Source organism: Flavobacterium sp. 40-81 (assembly GCF_001898245.1).
In the GTDB taxonomy this organism is placed as follows: Bacteria; Bacteroidota; Bacteroidia; order Flavobacteriales; family Flavobacteriaceae; genus Flavobacterium; species Flavobacterium inviolabile.
Genome location: NZ_MKTM01000041.1, coordinates 197864 through 217146 on the forward strand (window position 1 = coordinate 197864; position 19283 = coordinate 217146).

Genomic DNA, 19283 nt, shown 5'->3' on the forward strand with positions numbered 1-19283 from the left:
CCAATTAAAAAATCCAATTTTGTTTGTTAACGAAACTTTATGTTCGCCGGCTACCGGTTTCCATATCTACGGAATAATATCCCTGTTTAGATTTCTTTTTACTCAAAATCTTTGTTTCTTTGTACAAATTCCAGAAAATGATACAGGCAAAAAACATTCATAAATATTACGATAAACTTCATGTATTGAAGGGTGTGGATTTACACATTCAAAAAGGAGAGATTGTTTCCATTGTTGGGGCTTCCGGTGCCGGAAAAACGACCTTATTGCAAATTTTAGGCACCCTGGACAAACCTACTGTTGAAAGCGGAACTTCGCTGATTATCAACAATGAGGAGGTTTTAAAAATGAATGACAAAGCACTTTCCAGATTCCGCAACCTGCAATTGGGCTTTATTTTCCAGTTCCATCAGCTGCTGCCGGAATTTACAGCTTTGGAAAACGTTTGTATTCCCGCTTTTATTGCCGGAAAAAACAAACAGGAAACAGAAGAAGAAGCGACCAAATTGCTGAATTATCTGGGATTGTACCACCGCATGCACCACAAACCGGGAGAACTTTCCGGCGGGGAACAGCAGCGTGTTGCCGTGGCCCGTTCGTTAATTAACAAGCCTGCCGTTATTTTTGCCGATGAACCTTCCGGAAACCTGGACACTCATTCTGCCGAAAACCTGCACCAGCTTTTCTTTAAGTTACGGGATGAATTCGGACAGACATTCGTTATTGTTACCCACAATGAGGAACTTGCCAATATGGCCGACCGGAAACTCGTGATGGTCGACGGTTTAATCAGTAAATAGCCTTCAAATGTCGACAATCAATACCGGTACATTGCCTATGGATTTTTTGGAATTGCAGTCTTTTTTAAACGAAAAGGTGGCTTTATACAACAATCCTGATTTTATTGAAAGCGATCCGGTGCAGATCCCGCATTTATTTTCGCTAAAAGAAGATATCGAAATTGCCGGCTTCCTGAGTGCTACCATTGCCTGGGGAAACCGCAAAATGATCATTAAAAATGCGCACCGCATGATGGAACTGATGGGCAACTCGCCGTATGATTTTATCATGAGCCATACCGATGAGGATATCGCAAGGCTTGAGAGCTTTGTGCATCGTACCTTTAACGGAAAAGACTTTGGCAGTTTTGTAAAAGGATTGCAGCACATCTATAAAAATCATGGCGGTCTGGAAGCTGTTTTTTCAAAAAATCAGGAAGAAGACAGTCTGCAAAAAAGCATACACGAATTCAAAAAAGTTTTTTTTGAAATAGAACATTTGCCACGATCACAAAAACACATTTCCGATCCGTTAAACAATTCCGCAGCCAAACGCATCAACATGTACCTGCGCTGGATGGTTCGCCAGGACAATAAAGGTGTCGATTTAGGAATATGGAAAAATATTCCGCCTGCTAAACTTTCCTGTCCGCTTGACGTACATTCAGGAAACGTAGCCCGGAAATTAGCCCTGCTTTCGCGAAAGCAAAACGATGGTAAAGCATTGGCAGAACTCGATTTAAATCTTCGAAAAATGGATCCTCTGGATCCTGTAAAATATGATTTCGCTTTGTTTGGATTAGGCGTTTTTGAAGGGTTTTAACAATACAACAAAAGACTTAAACAATTACGTTTAAGTCTTTTAGAAATAAAACCAAAATCACTCAATGAGCGTTTTATACGCCATAAAAACATAACAAAACGCTCATTATCAAATCTTGGTGCAACAGTTATTTTACTTTAGCATCCAGTTCAACTTTAGCATTCAGATTATTTCTTGTTAAAATAACGGAATGTGGTTTTCCATTATTGAATTCGAACTTTAATACGTTCGGATAATCTACAATTTTAAATAACCCGTTTTTCAGATAAAGCAATTCATTATCATTTTTTCCTTTAAAATGTTCTAAAATTGGCGATTCAACATAAAGACGGTTATTTCTTTCTACTATTTTGGTTTCCATTCCCTGCTGGTAAAGGAAATCGTCATACGTTCCGATTAGTTTTTCTTTTAAACTCAAGGGTATTTCCTGAGTCGCTTCATCAGGCGTTTTATTGTTCCAGTCCATCAGTGTCAGAATCTTTCTTTGAGTATGATTCATCACAGGAATACGATTCGGTTTTTCACCATTCGCAAGAAACACAAAGCCGTTTCCATCTGTCATAGTCGCAAAAACACTACCTCCAACTCCGGTATTGGAACCGTTACACATAAACCAATCGTAATTATTATAACCACCGGACTTTTGCCAGCCGTATCCCCAGCCGCCAACAGCATTTTTTAAAGCGGTTACTTCCGTTACTTTTTTTGCAACACTATGAGAAATCACTTTGTTATTTTTATTGCGCAAAGCATTTTGTATCTCAATAGCAAGTTTTGCTAAATCACCCGGTGTAGACCATAATCCTGATGCTGCAACTTGCGGCGTGATTGGCAAGCCTGTTTTAATAACTTTTCCATCTTTATCGTGAACCATCGCTACATTTTTCAGAAATCCATTCTCATCAGGCTGTATCATTGTTGTATTTTTCAGACCAAGAGGTGAAAAAATATAGGTTTGCGCAAGTTCCGCAACAGGTTTCTCAAAAGTGTCTTCTAACGCCATCTGGATAATTACATAACCGCCGCCGCTGTAATTCCAGTCGGTTCCGGGCGTAAACAGGAATTCAATTTCTTTATTATACCTTGGTATCTGTCCTAAAAGACTTTGTTTTATGGTTGGAATTGTTTCCCCTTCATAATGGTCTTCAAATCCACTCTGACTTGTGCCCGCTGTATGATTAAGAAATTGTCTCCAGGTTGGGCTATTATTTTCAGTAAACCTGCTTTTTGGCAAATGCCAGCGTTTCAGGTAATTGTCTATAGGAGTGTCTAAATTAATTAATCCTTTCTCTTCCAGTATATGACAAAGAAGTGCTGTTACTGGTTTTGCAATTGATGCTGTAGAAAATGCCGTGTTTTCATCGATCTTTTCTTTAGAATCAATTGATTTCACCCCAAATTGACTGGAATAGACAATGTTATAATTTTCAAAAACAACAAGGCTAAATCCTGCCAGTTTATATTTCTCCAATTGCTGTTCAATTTTCAAACTATCGGTAAGAAAGCTATAGTCCCGTTTTTTTGAGGATCCTATATGGGTCGTTTGACATCCGGAAATTATTACTAAGAGAGTCAGTAAATAAATAGTTGTTTTCATTGTATCGTGTTTTAGTTAAAATTTTATTTCGATACAAATATGTGGCGGAAACGAAAACTATGCGACCGAATAAAAACAGTCGAACGCATTTGTCCGGAAAAATAAGTACGAGTAACTCAAAACAACCGTACGAATAATTACAAAAACCTGTTTTACAAACCCTTACGATAAGCCGTAGGTGTATTACCGGTGTGTTTTTTAAAAGCCGTATTAAAAGAAGATTTGGAATTAAAACCTACATGGTACAGAATTTCTAAAATAGTCAGCTTACTTTTTGTAGCATCTTTTAAAATTTCCATCGCATTCTCGATGCGATAGGTATTCACGAAATCGTAAAAATGCTGTTCTAATTTATGATTGATTAAAAGCGACAACTCCCGGACAGGAATTTCAATATCTTTAGAAACATCCTGAATTGTTAAAGAAGGATTGAGAAATGGTTTTTTTTCAAGCATATACTTCTTTAATTTAAGCAACTCTTCATCATACTCTTTTTCATTTACCGTTACCTGCTCACTCTTTTTTTCTTCCGAAATGATATCCTTGACCAGTTTTAGTTTTGAATCTATATTCCGGAACAAACCGGGATTGTTCAGTGCTTTATATAAGTACCAGCAAATGATAAACAGCTGGAATAACAAGAGTCCGATTCTGATCCACTCGGAGATGTTTGGATAATCCGAAAATTTAAAAATGTTTTTTACAAGGGTAATCAGGTATAAAACAGTCAGCACAATCGTAAACTGAAACAACCAGTTATAGGAATTGATGTTTGTGCCGGCATTATTTTCAAGATATAGTTTTTTGGTTTTTCGTAATATCATAAAAACGGCAATCATGTATACCACAACCTGAATATGAAATAGAATATGCGTGAGCTGTAGTTCGATCATATCCTGACGATGCTTCAGAAAACTAATTTTAGAAGCAAGGTCTACCGTGTAAAAACGAGGCAGCAAAATTCCATTTACAATTAAAAACGGAAGCAGGTGTATTGCATCTTTTGGCTTAAGCTTAAAATCGGAATAACTAACCGATAACACATACAGATAAAAAACAGGAAGCTGCAGAAACGCAAATGTATTTTTAAGCATGCCCGGATTTGAAGGATTATTAACCACTAAGCTTAATAAAGGATCAATGCTATCCAGTGCGGTTAGTAGTAAAAAAACAGCAAAAAGAGTGTTACTTATCTTGTGCTTTGTTTTCACTGTAAGCAGAAAAAAGACAAGAAATAATGAAATGAACAAGGAGATTATCGTCACAATAATTAATACATTAATCTTATCATTCATTTTTTATTTTAATATTAAAAGGTTCATAAATATTGTTAGCGTTGCCGTTTGGCGATGTAGCGGAAACCGGTGTTAATTTGTACAAATGCTTAACAGAAGTACTCCTACCTCCTGCCGGCTACAGTTTTCCCATCAGTTTGTCAATTCTTCTTTTATTTTCCTGTTGCAATAAAGACGGATATAAATTCATCAATATATTAACGATCATAATAACCAAGCCAAATAAGTAGTAGGAATTCCAGACTTTCACTAAGGCGAAAACAGCGACAAAACCAAATCCGATTAAATGGTCTATTTCAGAAATGGTCATTTCATTCCGTAAATTATTTAATTCGGTCTTTTCAATTTTCTTTTTCAGCTTCAGTTTCTGATTGAAAAATTTAAAAAATGTATTCTTTACAATCCACTTGAAAATGCCAAGTCCAATAAACTTGTTCCATTTTTCATTTTCAATGAAATTCAGATTTGACAGGCTTTTATTGTAGTATTCCGTTTTTCTTAAAACAGCATTTACAGCCATTCCCACTATCCAGGAAATAAACGTTATGGCAATACCAAATGTCAGATATTTATATATCATCATTTTAAAATTGAAGCTAATTTATATACACCAAACAACGCTTCCTGTAATAAACCCATTCGTGCGATAGATTTATAAAGGTTCCTGCGTTTTATTGTTCCAAAAATATTCAAAAAAAAAATGGAACTCATCAAAAGGCATCTTTTATTTATAAATATTTTTCGTACTTATATTTGTATAAATATTACGATCAATCAAGGATTTATCTTGCTTTACAACAAATTGAAATGTTCCGGAATTGCCTCTATATTGATCCGTTTAAAAGTGGTAATATCTAAAAAACCGTTTCATCTGTAACAAAGCCTTTTCTTAACTCACAATATATTCACAAATAAGTAAAATCTTTCAATTTCATATTTTCACCAACGGCAGTATGTCTTATTCATTTCCAGTAAAATAGGGCGTTCCGCTGTATAATTCAGGGCTTTTTAGAAAATTTTAACGCCGGAAAACGCTAAAATTAACTATCTTTGCCGCTCACCTAAATTATTAGTTTGGAAGTATTTAAATACTATTTAATTAACTTTTTAGTCCCCGTTTTAGTTCTGTTTCTTATTATTGTAATAACGGTAACGATAAGCGATCGTATTGCCTATGGCTATAACCGGCAGTACCGGAAAGCCATAAAACAAAAGATAAACGATTTCCTGACGGAGCTGCTTTTTACCGATGCCGAAAACTACGACAGCCGGATTGCCGCTTTTAAAAAAGAAATCCCGTTTCGCAAGGCCTGGTGCAAAAGTATGGTGACCAACTGTATCATTGAACTGAAACAAAACATCAAAGGCGAAGTAACCGCTCCAATCCTGGATATTTACAAAAGTTTCGGCCTGCAGCATTTCAGCAAAAAGCTGATTCACAGTAGCCGCTGGTATGTGAAATGCAAAGGAATTTACCATTACCAGATCCTGGAATATGAAGAAGGAGAAAATTACGTTAAAAAATTCCTGGATCATAAAAACACGATACTGCGTTCGAATGCCTTTATCGCTTTTATTTCCCTGACTTCAAAAAAACTGGATTTTTTAAGCACCTATCCATACGAGATCTCGCTTATTGATGAGCTGAAAGTAATGGACCTGCTCCATCATAAAAAGTTCCCGATTCCTAAAAACATCAAGGACTGGATTACGGCCCAAAACCCATCTATCGTGAAATTAGGCATCCGTTTTATGGTGTATTACAACTATACAGCAGAACAGGAGGCATTATTGGAATTACTGAACTCCGAAAATAAAATGATCCGGCAGGAAGTTATTATTGCCATCAAGGAACTGTATCTTCTTGAAGCCGAATCCAGGCTTATCGATCTGTTCGGCAGTGAGGATAATGCTAATAAAATTGCCATTTTGCAGACTCTGGCTGTTATCGGCAGTTCCAAAACCATTGCCTTTATAGACGATTACCTGCACCGATCCATTAATGCCGAAACAAAAATACACGCCGTAAGAACATTGGATGCAATCGATTCTTCTTACCTGAAATCAAACTTCAAAGAAAATTTTGAGGTCATTAAAATTAAAAAACACGTTAAAAACCCTTACCTATGATTTCGAGAGTTTATTTGGAGATTTTCGAAAATTTCTACGAAACATTTGTCGCGGTTTTTTCGTCCAGTTATATACTGTTTTACCTCTTTCTGGCGATATTGTCCTATTTTGCCATTAAGAAACACCTTAATGCCAAATATTTTATTCATGACGATTTATTGGTAAAATCCAATAACATGATTGGTGTTTCGGTAGTGGCTCCGGCTTATAATGAAGGGGCTACCATTGTTTCCAATGTAAAATCCCTGCTTTCCCTTACCTATCCGAATTTTGAGGTGATCATTGTAAATGACGGCAGTAAAGACGACACCTTAGAAAAACTCATCCGTGAATTTCAGCTTGTTAAGGTCGATTTTTACTATGAAGAAAAAATAAAAACCCAGAAAGTTTACGGCCATTACAAATCTACCAACCCGATTTATTCCAAATTGCTGGTAGTGGACAAAAAGAACGGAAAAAGTAAAGCCGATGCTTCCAATGCCGGGATTAACTCTGCCAAGCATCCGCTATTCCTGTGTACCGATGTGGATTGCATTTTAAAGAAAGACACCATTATCAAGCTGGCAAAACCGTTCATGGAAAGCAAGCGTAAAGTGATCGCAACCGGAGCCGGTATCCGGATTTCCAATTCCTGCGAAGTAAAAGACGGTTTTCTGGTTAAAATCCATTTCCCGACCAATTGGTTCGCACGTTTCCAGGAGCTGGAATATGTTCGTGCATTCCTGTTCGGAAGAATGGCCTGGAGCCAGATTAACGGGCTGCTGCTTGTTTCCGGCGGACTGGGGATGTTTGACAAGGGAGTTGCCGTTGCAGCCGGCGGTTATTGGCACAAATCACTGGGGGAAGACATGGAGTTAATTACCCGTATGCGTAAGTATATGTATGACACCAAACAAAAATTTGCCATCAAATACATTCCGGAATCCCTTTGCTGGACCGAAGTTCCGGCTTCTGCCAAGGTGCTGATCCGCCAACGCAGCCGATGGGCAAGAGGACTGGTTCAGACCCTTTACATTCACCGCACCATGTTTTTCAACCCGAAATACGGAAGAACCGCTTTCCTGGTACTGCCCTATTTCTTTACGTTTGAGTTCATGGTTCCCATCCTCGAAGTTTTGGGTATTTTCTCATTATTAATAGGCTTTTACATCCTGGATATTGACTATATTTTTCTGTTTTACATTACTTTATTTGTATATTTATTCTATCTGATACTAACCCTGGTTTCTATCTTTTTAGATGAAATATTGTATCGCAATTATGCCAATTTAAAAGAGATACTGATCCTGATCGGAATGGCTTTTATAGAGCCTTTTGCTTACCATCCGGTAAACATTTATGCTTCCCTGAAAGGATATTGGCAATTTTTCAGACAGAAAGAACAAAAATGGGGTGATATGCCCCGACTGGGTTTTAAAAGTGAAACAACAAAAGAGCATGAAACAAACTAAATTTTTCAGGATACTTTTTATAACTGTTTTTATTTTCACAGCCGGTAAAACCATGGCTCAGAAAATCGATACAGACAGTTTACTGGCGCGTACCGCCAAAGAAATCAATCCGAATAAAAATTATACCGAAGCCATCCGAAAAGCGCAATTGGGAATCAAATTAGCGCCGGATTATCTCGATTTCCATTTATTACTGGGACGCGCTTACCAGCTGACGCAGGCAGTTGACAGTGCCCGGTTTTACTATCAGCACGTGCTTGCCAAAAATGAAAAATATGAAGAGGCTTTCGGCTACCTTACGCAATTGGAGATCGATGCCAGGAATTACACCGCTGCCGAAAAAGTAGCAGACCGGGCAATCGAACTGTATCCGGAAAATAAAAATTACTATTTAAAAAAACTGGCCATCTACCAGTTACAAAAAGAGGATGACAAAGTTCATGATTACCTGAAAGTGCTGGAAAAGAAATTTCCTGCCGATGCCGGTATCAGACAGCAGTTATTCCTGATGGACACCAAGAACAATACAGACCGCATTGGTGTGAATTACAGCCTGACTGTTTTTGACCGTGCCGGTGTAGGTCCGTGGCACCTGGGAAGTTTGCAATACATCCGGGAACGCAAATGGGGCTCACTGATCGGACGGGTAAATTATGCCAATCGTCTGTCTGAAGGCGCTTCCATAGCCAACGGTGTACAATATGAAGGGGAAACCTATTTCTTTACCGGAAAGAATGCCTATTCCTATGCCGGAGTGGCCTATAGCGACGATATCGTTTTTCCGAAATGGCGACTGGGTTATTCTTTTTACTACAACTTTAAAAAAGGCTGGGAGGCTGATTTAGGCATCCGCTACACCCAGACCATAGACGAAAATCTAAAGGCTGCCGTTATTGGTGTCGGCAAATACCTGGGCTCCTACTGGCTTAATTTAAGAACCTATATTCAAAACCAGGACAGCAAAGTATACCCGGCTTTTACGCTGACTTCCCGTTACTATTTCAATACGCGATTTGATTATGCCACCGTGTTACTGGGTTACGGTACTTCTCCGGATGAACGATCCATACAAGGGCAGCTGGAACAGCGGATTGCGTTGAATTCCTATAGAATCGGAGCCGGCTATTACCGCGTTTTCGGGGAGCATTACCTGACCGGCATACTGGTAAATTACAACAACCAGGAATATGCACCGGGACGGAAACAAAACGAAACCGAAATCAACTTTAGCCTGCAATATCGTTTTTAATGCACTAACATTATGTTAATTAACAAAAAAGCGCCCTCCTTTACGTTAATTAGCTATATTTTTGCAAAAAATAAAACCACAATTATTTTTAACAGATTTACCCCATGAGTTCTGTAAAGAAAATCTTAATTGTCGAAGACGACAATCTTACTATTAATATCCTTGAGTTTATCCTCAGAAAAGAAGGTTACAGCCTGACGATAGCCAAAGATGGTGCTGAGGCTATTGAAAAAATCCCGTCCTTACTACCCGATTTAGTCATTACCGATGTAATGCTTCCTTTTAAATCCGGGCTTGAGGTTACTAATTTTGTAAAAGAAAACTACAAAAACATTCCGGTTATCATCCTTTCCGCTTTAGGAGAAGAAGAAAATACGGTTACCAACGGTTTCAAGTTAGGAGCCGACGATTTCATTGCCAAGCCATTCAATCCGAAAGAACTGATCCTTCGTGTTAAAAGACTGATTATCATTGAGGCGGAACGCTAATTCTTAGCATTTACAGTACACTAAAAGATTCCTTTTTAGTATCTTTATAGTACTATATCCGTAAATGCCATGAAATCATTTTTATACTCATTCTGCCTGCTTTTTATTGCCTTTTCCGCTTTTTCTCAAATACCCGCTTCCGGGATTTACCGCATTCAGGAATTAAGTGCTGTTCCTTCTAAAAAATCCGTCTATCGCGATTATACTTCGGTTACCTATAATGCCATGCACATTCCCGGTTTTACAGAAGCAAACATTCAGCATGCCATAGTAGCGGTAGATTCCCTTAAAAAACAATTAAAGATCCTTTTTATTATTGATCCGGAAGTTCCGTATGACGGACAGACCGATCTGGGATTTGCCACATTAAAAGACGGCAGTCAGCAACAGTTACATTACACCCTGGGAGGTCTTTATACCACACTTAAAGACACCACACTGACGAATTATTCCGCCGACCAGAACTTTAATTATCACTATTGGCGCGACGCCTGCTATTTCAGGCTTTATCCAAATACTTTCCGGATCGGAGCCTGCCGGGTTCCGCTGAAAAAAGGGGACTATTACGACCAAAACAATACACTTGTACAGACAATCACTCAGGATACGATTGTCACGCCAAAAGGCAAAACGGTCGAACAGCGTTACCACCTGACGATCAACCAGCCTACCGAAAAATTCGAACAACATACCGGTTTCAATCACCGTTTTATTGATATCCTCAGAAATAACGATACTCTTCAAGTGCCGGTATACCAGCACCGCAGCAATACCGGACCTAAAATCGGCAGTCTTAAATACGGTGACTATATGGCTGTAAAAGAAGCCGATGACGATTGGTTCAGCGTGAGTACGTTTACGCAAAAAACAGAATGGGATGACAGTCCGGTAGGGCGATATTTATATGATCAGCAACCGCAATACCGCAGCTATTTAGTGGAAACAAACGGCTATATCCTGAAAGATGACATGTACCCTTCACACTGGGTTGTTCAAAATGAAAAAACAGCCGATTATTATTTCTTTGTCAACACCACGACAGATACCGCCGAAGAAGACATGCTGCTTCCTATTGCGATCAAAGTAATGGATACCAAAACCAACAAACGGGTACAGCAATTCGACATCGCATGCGGAATCAGTTATTCCGGAGAGAACATCAGCGGATTTATCCGTTTAATCGATTGTAATTTTGACGGTTATCCCGATATCCTCACCAACGCTTACACTGGCGGAGCCGGCCCGAACAATACCTCCAACATCTTTATCTTCAATCCCAAAACCAAACAGTTCGAATTTGATGAAATCCTTTCCTACTTACCGCAGTTGCAGATTGACAGCAAAACCAAAACAATACTATCTTTTTACCGGGCCAGTGCCGGAACTCACGGAACAGAGCATTATAAATACCGGAACGGAGAACTGGTCAAAGTGTACTTCTATGAAGAATCCTTTTCCCTTTCTGAAGATAACACCCTTGAGATAACAGAGGAAAAACTGGTTAAAGGCAAATGGATAAAAGCTGCCAGAAAAGTTCACATCACGAACTAAACCAACGATTTTACAGCAGGAATATGGTTCAAGACCAACTTCTTTATATTTTTGCAGAAATACCGCTAAAATGAATATAAAGCTTCTTGCTATTGGCAAAACCGACAACAAGTCCCTGCAGATTTTAATTGACGATTATATCAAACGTTTGTCGTTTTATATCAAATTTGACCTGGAGATCATTCCGGATATCAAAAATGTTAAAAACCTATCGGAAAGCCAGCAAAAAGAAAAAGAAGGTGAACTGATATTAGCGCGGCTTTCGGCAACCGATCAGCTGATTTTACTGGATGAAAACGGGAAAACGTTTTCCAGTGTCGGTTTTTCCGAAGAGTTGCAGAAAAAGATGAATTCCGGTGTTAAAACCTTAGTATTCGTTATTGGCGGTCCTTACGGATTTTCCGAAACAGTTTACAAAAAAGCACAGGGAAAGATATCGCTTTCTTCCATGACCTTTTCGCATCAAATGGTGCGCCTGTTCTTTATTGAGCAATTGTACAGGGGTTTTACCATTTTACGCAACGAGCCGTATCACCATCAATAAACATACTCCTTAGCCGAAAACGTAACATTGTTCAGTTTTAAACCAGCCAGGAATATTTTATCGGTTATATAAAATTCATACGGTAGTTCTTTGTCAAAATGCAGGTAAATAACAATGGGTTTGTCACTGTAAAAATGCTGCAGGCTTTCCTTAAAGGTTGACAGTTTCAAATCACTGCCGTTACAGGTCAGCTTATTGTGTTTGTCAAATCTTACAATCAGAGTAGCCGCCTGCTGGTCTTCAAATTCTTTTTGTTTTTCCAGAGAATAAACCACTTGGGTAAAAGGAATAAACGCCATATTCTTACCGATACTATCGGCATACGAATAATAGTTTTCCTTTTTGTCTTTACCGCTTTGCTGCCCTTTTCTGTTTTGCAGTTTGATCACTTCCGGCAGCACCTGTTTCAACGGAAGACGCTTGTCTACATTGAACACCCAGTTTGTAGTGGAAATAATGGTCTGTTTGTCTACTTCGGCTATCGTATCGTTGCCTTTCTTCTGAAATAAAATATAAATCGGAGAAATATCTTCGATATCCTTAACCAGTGTTGTATTCGATTTGGGTAACAAAATCTCTTTGTCCTTTCCGCAGGACAACAACATCAAAAACGCTAAAATCATTCCGTATTTCATCATATCTTATTGTATTTTACCAACCAGTTGTATGCATTCCATTGCTTCTTTAACATCGTGAACCCTCAGAATTTTTGCTCCTTTCAGCAGGGAAACCGTATTCAAAACGGTGGTTCCGTTCAGTGATTCCGCTGGAGTAGTATCCAATGTTTTATAAATCATCGATTTCCGGGATATTGCCGATACTAAAGGTAATTCTAAAATCCGGAATAATTCCAGTTTTTGCAGTACTTCATAATTTTGTTCCACGGTCTTGGCAAAACCGAAACCGGGATCGATAATAATATCGTTTATACCCAGACTTCTGGCCCGGGCTATCCTTTCGGAAAAATACAGCAGTATTTCCTTAACAATATCGCTATATTCCGTTAGCGAATGCATCGTTTGCGGCGTACCCCGCATGTGCATCATGATATACGGAACCTGTAAGGCTGCCGCCGTTTCCAGCATTTTTTCGTCCAGCAAACCGCCGGATATATCGTTAATGATTGCAGCACCATGTGCCACACCTGCTTCGGCTACTTTAGCCCGGAAAGTATCGATCGAAAGTATTGCTTCCGGAAACCGGCTGGTAATTAAACGAACCACCGGAACAATACGGTCAATTTCTTCCTGTTCTGTTACAAAATTGGCATTCGGACGGGACGAATAGGCACCGATATCAATAAACGTTGCACCTTCAGTAAGCATTTTATCTACCTGATTTAAAAAATCAGCGTCGCTTTTATATTTTCCACCGTCAAAAAACGAATCGGGCGTACTGTTTAAAATCCCCATACATTTCGGGGAAGTCAAATCAATAAGTTTACCTTTACAGTTGATTGTCATTTAATTACAATTTGATTTCAGGAAAGAAAGGCCGTTCCGGATTTAGTATTTCCTTTCGTCTGAAAAAAATCCTTATTTTTGAAAAAATTATCATACAAAGATATACAGAAAATGAGCAATACTTCTCAGGAATTTGATAAGGTTATTACAATTTGCAGAAATCTATACAGCAATAAAATGAAAGATTACGGAAGTGCGTGGCGCATATTGCGTTTGCCTTCCCTGACTGATCAGATTTTTATTAAAGCCCAGCGAATCCGCAGTCTTCAGGAAAATGAGGTTCGAAAAGTCAATGAAGATGAAACCTCTGAATTTATCGGAATCATCAACTATTCGATTATGGCTTTGATTCAGCTGGATTTAGGCGTTGCCGACCAGCCGGACCTGGATGTTGACAAAGCGGTTGTCCTGTATGATGAAAAAGTAAAGATCTGCAAAGAACTGATGGAAGCCAAAAATCACGATTATGGTGAAGCGTGGCGCGATTTGCGGGTGAGCTCGTTAACCGATTTGATTTTACAGAAACTGCTGCGTGTGAAGCAGATTGAAGACAACAAAGGTAAAACTCTGGTTTCCGAAGGTATTGATGCCAATTACCAGGACATGTTGAACTATGCTGTTTTTGCGTTAATCCATTTGGGAAAAGCAGCTTAAAACGGATGGCTTTACAATGCCTTCCAAATCCAACCGAATACACTAATTTTTAGATACCGTTATGAAATATTTAGTTTCCTTTTCACGCCTGTTCGTCGGCATTTTATTTATCATATCCGGCTTAATAAAACTAAACGACCCAATGGGGTTTTCCTTCAAGCTGGAAGAATATTTTGCTGAGAATGTCCTGAATATGCCTTTCCTGATTCCCTACGCTTTAATCATTGCCGTTTTTGTAGTGGTTTTTGAAGTGGTTCTGGGTGTCGCGCTGCTTCTGGGCTTTAAACCGAAATTTACCATGTGGAGTTTGCTGCTCATGATTGTCTTCTTTACTTTCCTGACCTTCTACTCTGCTTATTTCAACAAGGTAACCGATTGCGGTTGTTTTGGAGATGCCCTGAAACTGACACCGTGGGAATCCTTTACTAAAGATATTGTACTGTTAGTATTCATCCTGATTTTATTCTTTAACCAGAAACTGATCAAACCGTTGTTTAGCAGTACTGTTGGTGCACTAACCGTATTTGTGAGCTATTCGCTGTGTTTGTTTATGGGTTATTACGTACTGAACCATTTACCGTTAAAAGATTTCAGAGCCTATAAAGTAGGAACCAACATTCAGAAAGGAATGGAAATTCCGGAAGGCGCTCCGCAATCAGTCTATGAAATGAATTTTGTATACAAAGTAAACGGAGCGGAACAGACTTTTACAGACAAACAGCTGATGAGCCTGCCGGCCGGTGCCGAATTTGTTCGTCGTGACGATAAACTGATCTCTAAAGGATACGAACCGCCTATTCACGATTTTTCCATTGAAAAAGACGGGGAGAATTTTACCGAAGCCATGCTGAACGAGCCAAAACTGATTATGTTTATTTCTTATGATCTGACCAAAGCAAATGCGGAAGGCTTAAAAAGAGTGGAAGCATTCTCTAAAGAAGCGGCAGCAAAAGGCTATAAAGTTATTGGTATGACTGCTTCAAATGATGAAACCATCCAAAAAGCAAAAGCCGATAACAAATTAACGTTTGACTATTATTTCTGTGATGGTACCGCTTTAAAAACGATTGAAAGAGCAAACCCGAGCATTGTTGTTCTCGAAAAAGGAACCATCGTACAGAAACTGCACTGGAATGACATTGCCGATGTTGTTTTGAAATAAAACAGCATTTACATGATACAATACCTGTTCCATAAAATCGGATATGCACTGTTAACACTTTTCGGAGTGATAACAGTCATATTCTTTTTATTCAATGTCCTGCCCGGCGATCCGGCACGAATGATGCTCGATCAGAATGAAAATTCAGAGCAGCTGGCACTGGTTAAAAAGAAATACGGTTTCGACAAACCGGTTGGAACACAATACCTTTACTATCTGAACGACTTGTCCCCCATTTCGTTTCACAGCAAAAACAGCGATGAGTACACCTTCCTTTCCGAAGGAAAATACAATGCTGTTTCCCTGTTTGCCATTGGCAGCAACCAGGTGGTTTTAAAAACCCCTTATTTAAGGGAAAGTTTCCAGAAAAGCGGAAAAAAAGTATCGCAGGTTATCGGAGATACCCTGCCCAATACGGTAGTTCTGGCTTTCTTTGCCATTGTGATTGCGATCGTTATCGGGATCATACTGGGTGTGGTTTCCGCCATTTATAAAGATACCTGGCTGGACCGTTTTATTGCTTTGGTGAGCACTTTAGGAATGAGTATTCCTTCTTTTTTCAGTGCTATCTTATTTGCCTGGTTTTTTGGTTTTCTGCTGCACCGCTATACGCATTTAAACATGACCGGAAGCCTGTATGAAGTAGACGATTTTGGAAACGGAACTTATATTCAGTGGAAAAACATTATACTGCCGGCTGTTGTTTTAGGAATCCGCCCTTTGGGTGTTGTGATTCAGCTGATGCGAAACTCTTTACTGGAAGTCATGAGCCAGGATTACATCCGTACCGCCCGCGCCAAAGGTTTAAGTGAAATCCGCATTATCCGGAAACACGCGCTGAAAAACGCTTTAAACCCGGTGGTTACCGCTATATCCGGCTGGTTTGCCTCCATGTTGGCCGGAGCCGTTTTTGTCGAATATATCTTCGGATGGAACGGCCTTGGAAAAGAAATTGTTGATGCCCTGAATACCCTGGATTTACCGGTAATTATGGGTGCTGTTCTGGTTATTGCGGCAACTTTTGTCGTGATCAACATCCTGGTAGACATCATTTATGCTTATCTGGATCCGAAAATCAAATTACAATAACATTTTCTTCACATAAGATTTTATACTTTTATAGCTGAAATAAATTTTAAACCCCATTTTATGAGAAACATAATTGCCTTCGTTTTAACTTTGTTTATGACAATTGGCTGTACCAATGCACAAACACCGAAAGAATTCTCCAAAGAGAGTCTGGATTACAAAATGGTTACCCCGGAGGGTAGCGAGATCAGCTTTAAAGATGTTTTAAAGAAATACAAAGGCAAAACCGTAGTGGTTGACGTTTGGGCTTCCTGGTGCCCGGACTGTATTAAAGGCATGCCGAAAGTGGTGAACCTACAAAATGAATTTACAAATGTAGTGTACCTTTTCATTTCTGCCGATAAAACACCGGAAGCCTGGAAAAAAGGTATTGAAAAATACAATGTAAAAGGAGAACACTACCTGTTAACCGACGGTATGAAAGGTGCTTTTGGCAAATCGATAAAACTGGACTGGATTCCCCGCTATATGGTAGTGGACAAAAAAGGAAAAATTGCGTTATTCAAAGCTATTGAAGCTGACGATGAAACGCTGATTACGACATTAAAAACTTTAAAATAATGAGACATAGTATTGTTGCAGGAAACTGGAAAATGCACAAAAATGCATTTGAAACCGAAGACTTATTAAACGAATTAATCGACAAACTTCCTGCTGATAAAGAGGTAGAGATTATTGTTGCGCCAACGTTTGTAAACCTGGCTTCGGCCGTGCAACATTTAGAATTCACCAATATTGGCGTGGCTGCACAAAACATGCACCAGGCAGAAGGTGGTGCTTTTACCGGCGAAATTTCTGCCGACATGTTAAAAAGCATCGGTGTGAGCACCGTGATACTGGGGCACTCCGAAAGACGTGCTTATTTCCATGAAACGGATGCGTTATTAGCCAATAAGGCCGATACAGCCTTAAAACACGACATGCGTATTATTTTTTGTTTTGGAGAAGAACTAAAAGACCGCCAAAGCAAGCAGCATTTCAATATTGTTGAAAACCAGCTGAAAGACGGTTTGTTCCATCTGGATGCCAAAGCCTGGGAAAACATTGTACTGGCTTATGAGCCGGTTTGGGCTATCGGAACCGGAGAAACAGCAACACCGGATCAGGCTCAGGAAATGCACCAGTTTATCCGTCAGACCATAGCCGACAAATACGGCAAGGAAGTGGCAGAAAACGTATCTATTTTGTACGGTGGCAGCGTTAAACCGGAAAATGCAAAAGAAATTTTCTCGAAACCGGATGTAGACGGCGGACTGATTGGCGGTGCGGCATTAAAAGCTGACGATTTTGCAGCGATAGCCGGCGCGGTATAAAGACCACTCAAAATACAATATTAAAAAACACTCGTTATTCGCGAGTGTTTTTTTTTTCGTTATTTCTACATATAAATCAATATGTTATGAAATTTTATATCCTATATTTGGTGCTTTAGTTATTATCCTCAATTAATCCTAAAATCCAAACATGAAAAAAATTATTCTTCTCCTTCTTTTATGCCCCCTGATTTCTTTTTCCCAAAAGATCAAAACAAAAAAAGACCGTGTTCAGATTGATGAAAAAGAAGTTGCCATCCTGAAAGACCAGGTTCGTGACCAGTATGAATTATTCGACTTAAACGGCGCAAAACAATTTACCGTGGAATACAAAGGTATGTCGGAAGGGCAAACCATTATCAACCAATGGCTGCTTGTTACTTCTGCCGACGGTTCCCAGCAAACAGAAATCCCTTATGAGGTATTGATCAATTCGTTGAGCCCAACGAAAATAGTACTGCATTTACTAACTGCTAAATACGGCTTATTTGACGCTAACGGTTTCAACAAACAGAAAATAGAGGCTTTCTTTGCTACCAAAAGAGAAAGCATCAGCGATAAATCCCTGAAAGCAAAAGTAGAAGCGGTGGCTTCCAAAAAAGACAAACAGGATAAAATAGCTCGATACAAACCATTTGTTAAAAACGACGGTACGATCCTTTTTGGCGGAACAGCCGGTACCACTATTGTAGGAAAAGCAATTTCGTCTGGCTATACCGCTTTTGGCAGCAATAACACCATCAGCATTTACGATCTGGACAACGTTCTGGTGGCGACGGCTAATGCTACCGGTAATGCCAATAATGATGTAAACGTAACCCTGTTTAACGACAGTAAGTTTACCTATCAGGCAGAAAAGCGTTTTGGATCGGATAATACCATTTTCATCAAAGACCTTGTAGGCGAACTGGTTTACCGCGATATTACTTTAGGACATCAGGCGAAAACCTACAACCGCAACCTGATGAATGAAAAAATAAAGCTGGCGAAAGACCGGAGTAAAAACATTTACAACGTGAAAGGGTATGCCATTGATGAAAAAGGGGTAAAATACAGCGGTACGTTAACCGCCCAGTTTGAAAAACTGGATATTAACCAGACCGGCGATACACAGGTAGTGGATGCTATTGACAATTATGGTAAAAACGTTTCGGTTAAATACCTGAATGAAAAAGGAAAAGAGCGTACCATTACCCTATCGGCAAAAGACAATACTACATTTTATGTTATCAATGAAGACGGTACTGAAACCCGTTACCAGGGCATGAAAGTAAAAGGGGATGCCATGAAAAAGTTATCGAACGCGATGTCATTGGGTTTTAACAATGCTTATTTCTACAAAACCTTATACACCAGTAAAGACAACACTCTTTTGGTGGATCCGGTTGAAGAAGACCGTTTTGTAATCCGGTTAAAGAACAAGGATGTGGGTCAGATGATCGACAAAAGAAACAACGATAAATTGTCGACAGAACTGGCAGAATACCTGTCCGGTTGTAAAAAGTTAGCTGCAGAGATTAAAAATGGTGCTTTTGATTTGAAAAACACAGAAAATCTTATTAATATTGTTAACGAATACAATGATTGCAAATAAAAAATTAACACCCTCCTGAAAAACGCCCGTAAATACGGGCGTTTTTTATTAAAAATACAATTTCATTTATCGGAATTTCAGAAAACAAAAACCCTCGTTCC

General features: G+C 39.1%; 19 protein-coding genes. 14 read left to right on the forward strand and 5 right to left on the reverse strand.

Annotated features, from left to right (window positions below; genetic code table 11):
• Window positions 1-137: 137 nt before the first annotated feature.
• Window positions 138-800 (forward strand): ABC transporter ATP-binding protein, encoded by a 663-nt coding sequence (locus BGO42_RS16625; RefSeq protein WP_177735760.1) that lies wholly within the window; start codon window positions 138-140, stop codon window positions 798-800.
• Between the two features lie 37 nt (window positions 801-837).
• Window positions 838-1602: a TIGR02757 family protein gene (locus tag BGO42_RS16630; RefSeq protein ID WP_273244131.1), complete on the forward strand. Its 765-nt coding sequence runs from the start codon at window positions 838-840 to the stop codon at window positions 1600-1602.
• A 127-nt stretch (window positions 1603-1729) separates the two neighbouring features.
• Here BGO42_RS16630 and BGO42_RS16635 read toward each other — a convergent pair whose 3' ends face one another.
• From BGO42_RS16635 to BGO42_RS16645, 3 genes are all read right to left on the reverse strand, one after another.
• Window positions 1730-3199, reverse strand: coding sequence for a serine hydrolase domain-containing protein (locus BGO42_RS16635; protein ID WP_273243783.1), 1470 nt, complete (start codon window positions 3197-3199; stop codon window positions 1730-1732).
• Window positions 3200-3351: 152 nt separating this feature from the next.
• Window positions 3352-4293 (reverse strand): helix-turn-helix domain-containing protein, encoded by a 942-nt coding sequence (locus BGO42_RS16640; RefSeq protein ID WP_273243785.1) that lies wholly within the window; start codon window positions 4291-4293, stop codon window positions 3352-3354.
• Window positions 4294-4612: 319 nt separating this feature from the next.
• Complete coding sequence (locus BGO42_RS16645) at window positions 4613-5077, reverse strand: glycosyl-4,4'-diaponeurosporenoate acyltransferase CrtO family protein (protein WP_273243787.1); 465 nt, start codon at window positions 5075-5077, stop codon at window positions 4613-4615.
• 491 nt (window positions 5078-5568) lie between these two features.
• Here BGO42_RS16645 and BGO42_RS16650 point away from each other — a divergent pair, with 491 nt between their 5' ends.
• The 6 genes from BGO42_RS16650 to rlmH all read left to right on the forward strand — a co-directional run bounded on the left by BGO42_RS16650 (window position 5569) and on the right by rlmH (window position 11907).
• The gene (locus tag BGO42_RS16650) at window positions 5569-6624 is read left to right on the forward strand and encodes a HEAT repeat domain-containing protein (protein ID WP_177735766.1); all 1056 of its coding nucleotides are present in this window, start codon (window positions 5569-5571) and stop codon (window positions 6622-6624) included.
• The gene (locus BGO42_RS16655) at window positions 6621-8075 is read left to right on the forward strand and encodes a glycosyltransferase family 2 protein (RefSeq protein WP_177735768.1); all 1455 of its coding nucleotides are present in this window, start codon (window positions 6621-6623) and stop codon (window positions 8073-8075) included. Before BGO42_RS16650 ends, BGO42_RS16655 begins: the two co-directional genes overlap by 4 nt.
• On the forward strand, window positions 8062-9324 hold the full coding sequence (locus BGO42_RS16660; protein WP_273243790.1) for a YaiO family outer membrane beta-barrel protein: 1263 nt from the start codon (window positions 8062-8064) through the stop codon (window positions 9322-9324). The genes BGO42_RS16655 and BGO42_RS16660 overlap by 14 nt, the downstream gene beginning before the upstream one ends.
• Before the next feature lie 104 nt (window positions 9325-9428).
• Window positions 9429-9812, forward strand: a complete 384-nt coding sequence (locus tag BGO42_RS16665; RefSeq protein ID WP_177735772.1) for a response regulator transcription factor — start codon at window positions 9429-9431, stop codon at window positions 9810-9812.
• 69 nt (window positions 9813-9881) lie between these two features.
• On the forward strand, window positions 9882-11363 hold the full coding sequence (locus BGO42_RS16670) for an XAC2610-related protein (protein WP_273243792.1): 1482 nt from the start codon (window positions 9882-9884) through the stop codon (window positions 11361-11363).
• A gap of 70 nt (window positions 11364-11433) precedes the next feature.
• Window positions 11434-11907, forward strand: a complete 474-nt coding sequence (rlmH, locus tag BGO42_RS16675) for a 23S rRNA (pseudouridine(1915)-N(3))-methyltransferase RlmH (protein ID WP_177735776.1) — start codon at window positions 11434-11436, stop codon at window positions 11905-11907.
• On the opposite strand, the gene BGO42_RS16680 is transcribed toward rlmH, so the two are convergent.
• Both BGO42_RS16680 and folP read right to left on the reverse strand, forming a co-directional pair.
• Window positions 11901-12545: a hypothetical protein gene (locus BGO42_RS16680; protein ID WP_246297010.1), complete on the reverse strand. Its 645-nt coding sequence runs from the start codon at window positions 12543-12545 to the stop codon at window positions 11901-11903. The genes rlmH and BGO42_RS16680 overlap by 7 nt on opposite strands.
• Before the next feature lie 3 nt (window positions 12546-12548).
• The gene (gene folP, locus BGO42_RS16685; protein ID WP_273243795.1) at window positions 12549-13370 is read right to left on the reverse strand and encodes a dihydropteroate synthase; all 822 of its coding nucleotides are present in this window, start codon (window positions 13368-13370) and stop codon (window positions 12549-12551) included.
• Window positions 13371-13481: 111 nt separating this feature from the next.
• Between folP and BGO42_RS16690 the strand changes: the two genes are divergently transcribed.
• From BGO42_RS16690 to BGO42_RS16715, 6 genes are all read left to right on the forward strand, one after another.
• Window positions 13482-14024: a DUF1599 domain-containing protein gene (locus BGO42_RS16690; protein WP_177736454.1), complete on the forward strand. Its 543-nt coding sequence runs from the start codon at window positions 13482-13484 to the stop codon at window positions 14022-14024.
• Between the two features lie 61 nt (window positions 14025-14085).
• On the forward strand, window positions 14086-15186 hold the full coding sequence (locus BGO42_RS16695; protein WP_273243797.1) for a BT_3928 family protein: 1101 nt from the start codon (window positions 14086-14088) through the stop codon (window positions 15184-15186).
• A gap of 12 nt (window positions 15187-15198) precedes the next feature.
• Window positions 15199-16275 (forward strand): ABC transporter permease, encoded by a 1077-nt coding sequence (locus BGO42_RS16700; RefSeq protein ID WP_273243799.1) that lies wholly within the window; start codon window positions 15199-15201, stop codon window positions 16273-16275.
• Between the two features lie 60 nt (window positions 16276-16335).
• Window positions 16336-16836: a TlpA family protein disulfide reductase gene (locus BGO42_RS16705; protein WP_273243801.1), complete on the forward strand. Its 501-nt coding sequence runs from the start codon at window positions 16336-16338 to the stop codon at window positions 16834-16836.
• Window positions 16836-17588, forward strand: a complete 753-nt coding sequence (gene tpiA, locus BGO42_RS16710) for a triose-phosphate isomerase (RefSeq protein ID WP_273243803.1) — start codon at window positions 16836-16838, stop codon at window positions 17586-17588. The genes BGO42_RS16705 and tpiA overlap by 1 nt, the downstream gene beginning before the upstream one ends.
• Before the next feature lie 151 nt (window positions 17589-17739).
• Complete coding sequence (locus BGO42_RS16715) at window positions 17740-19182, forward strand: hypothetical protein (RefSeq protein WP_273243805.1); 1443 nt, start codon at window positions 17740-17742, stop codon at window positions 19180-19182.
• Window positions 19183-19283: the final 101 nt, after the last annotated feature.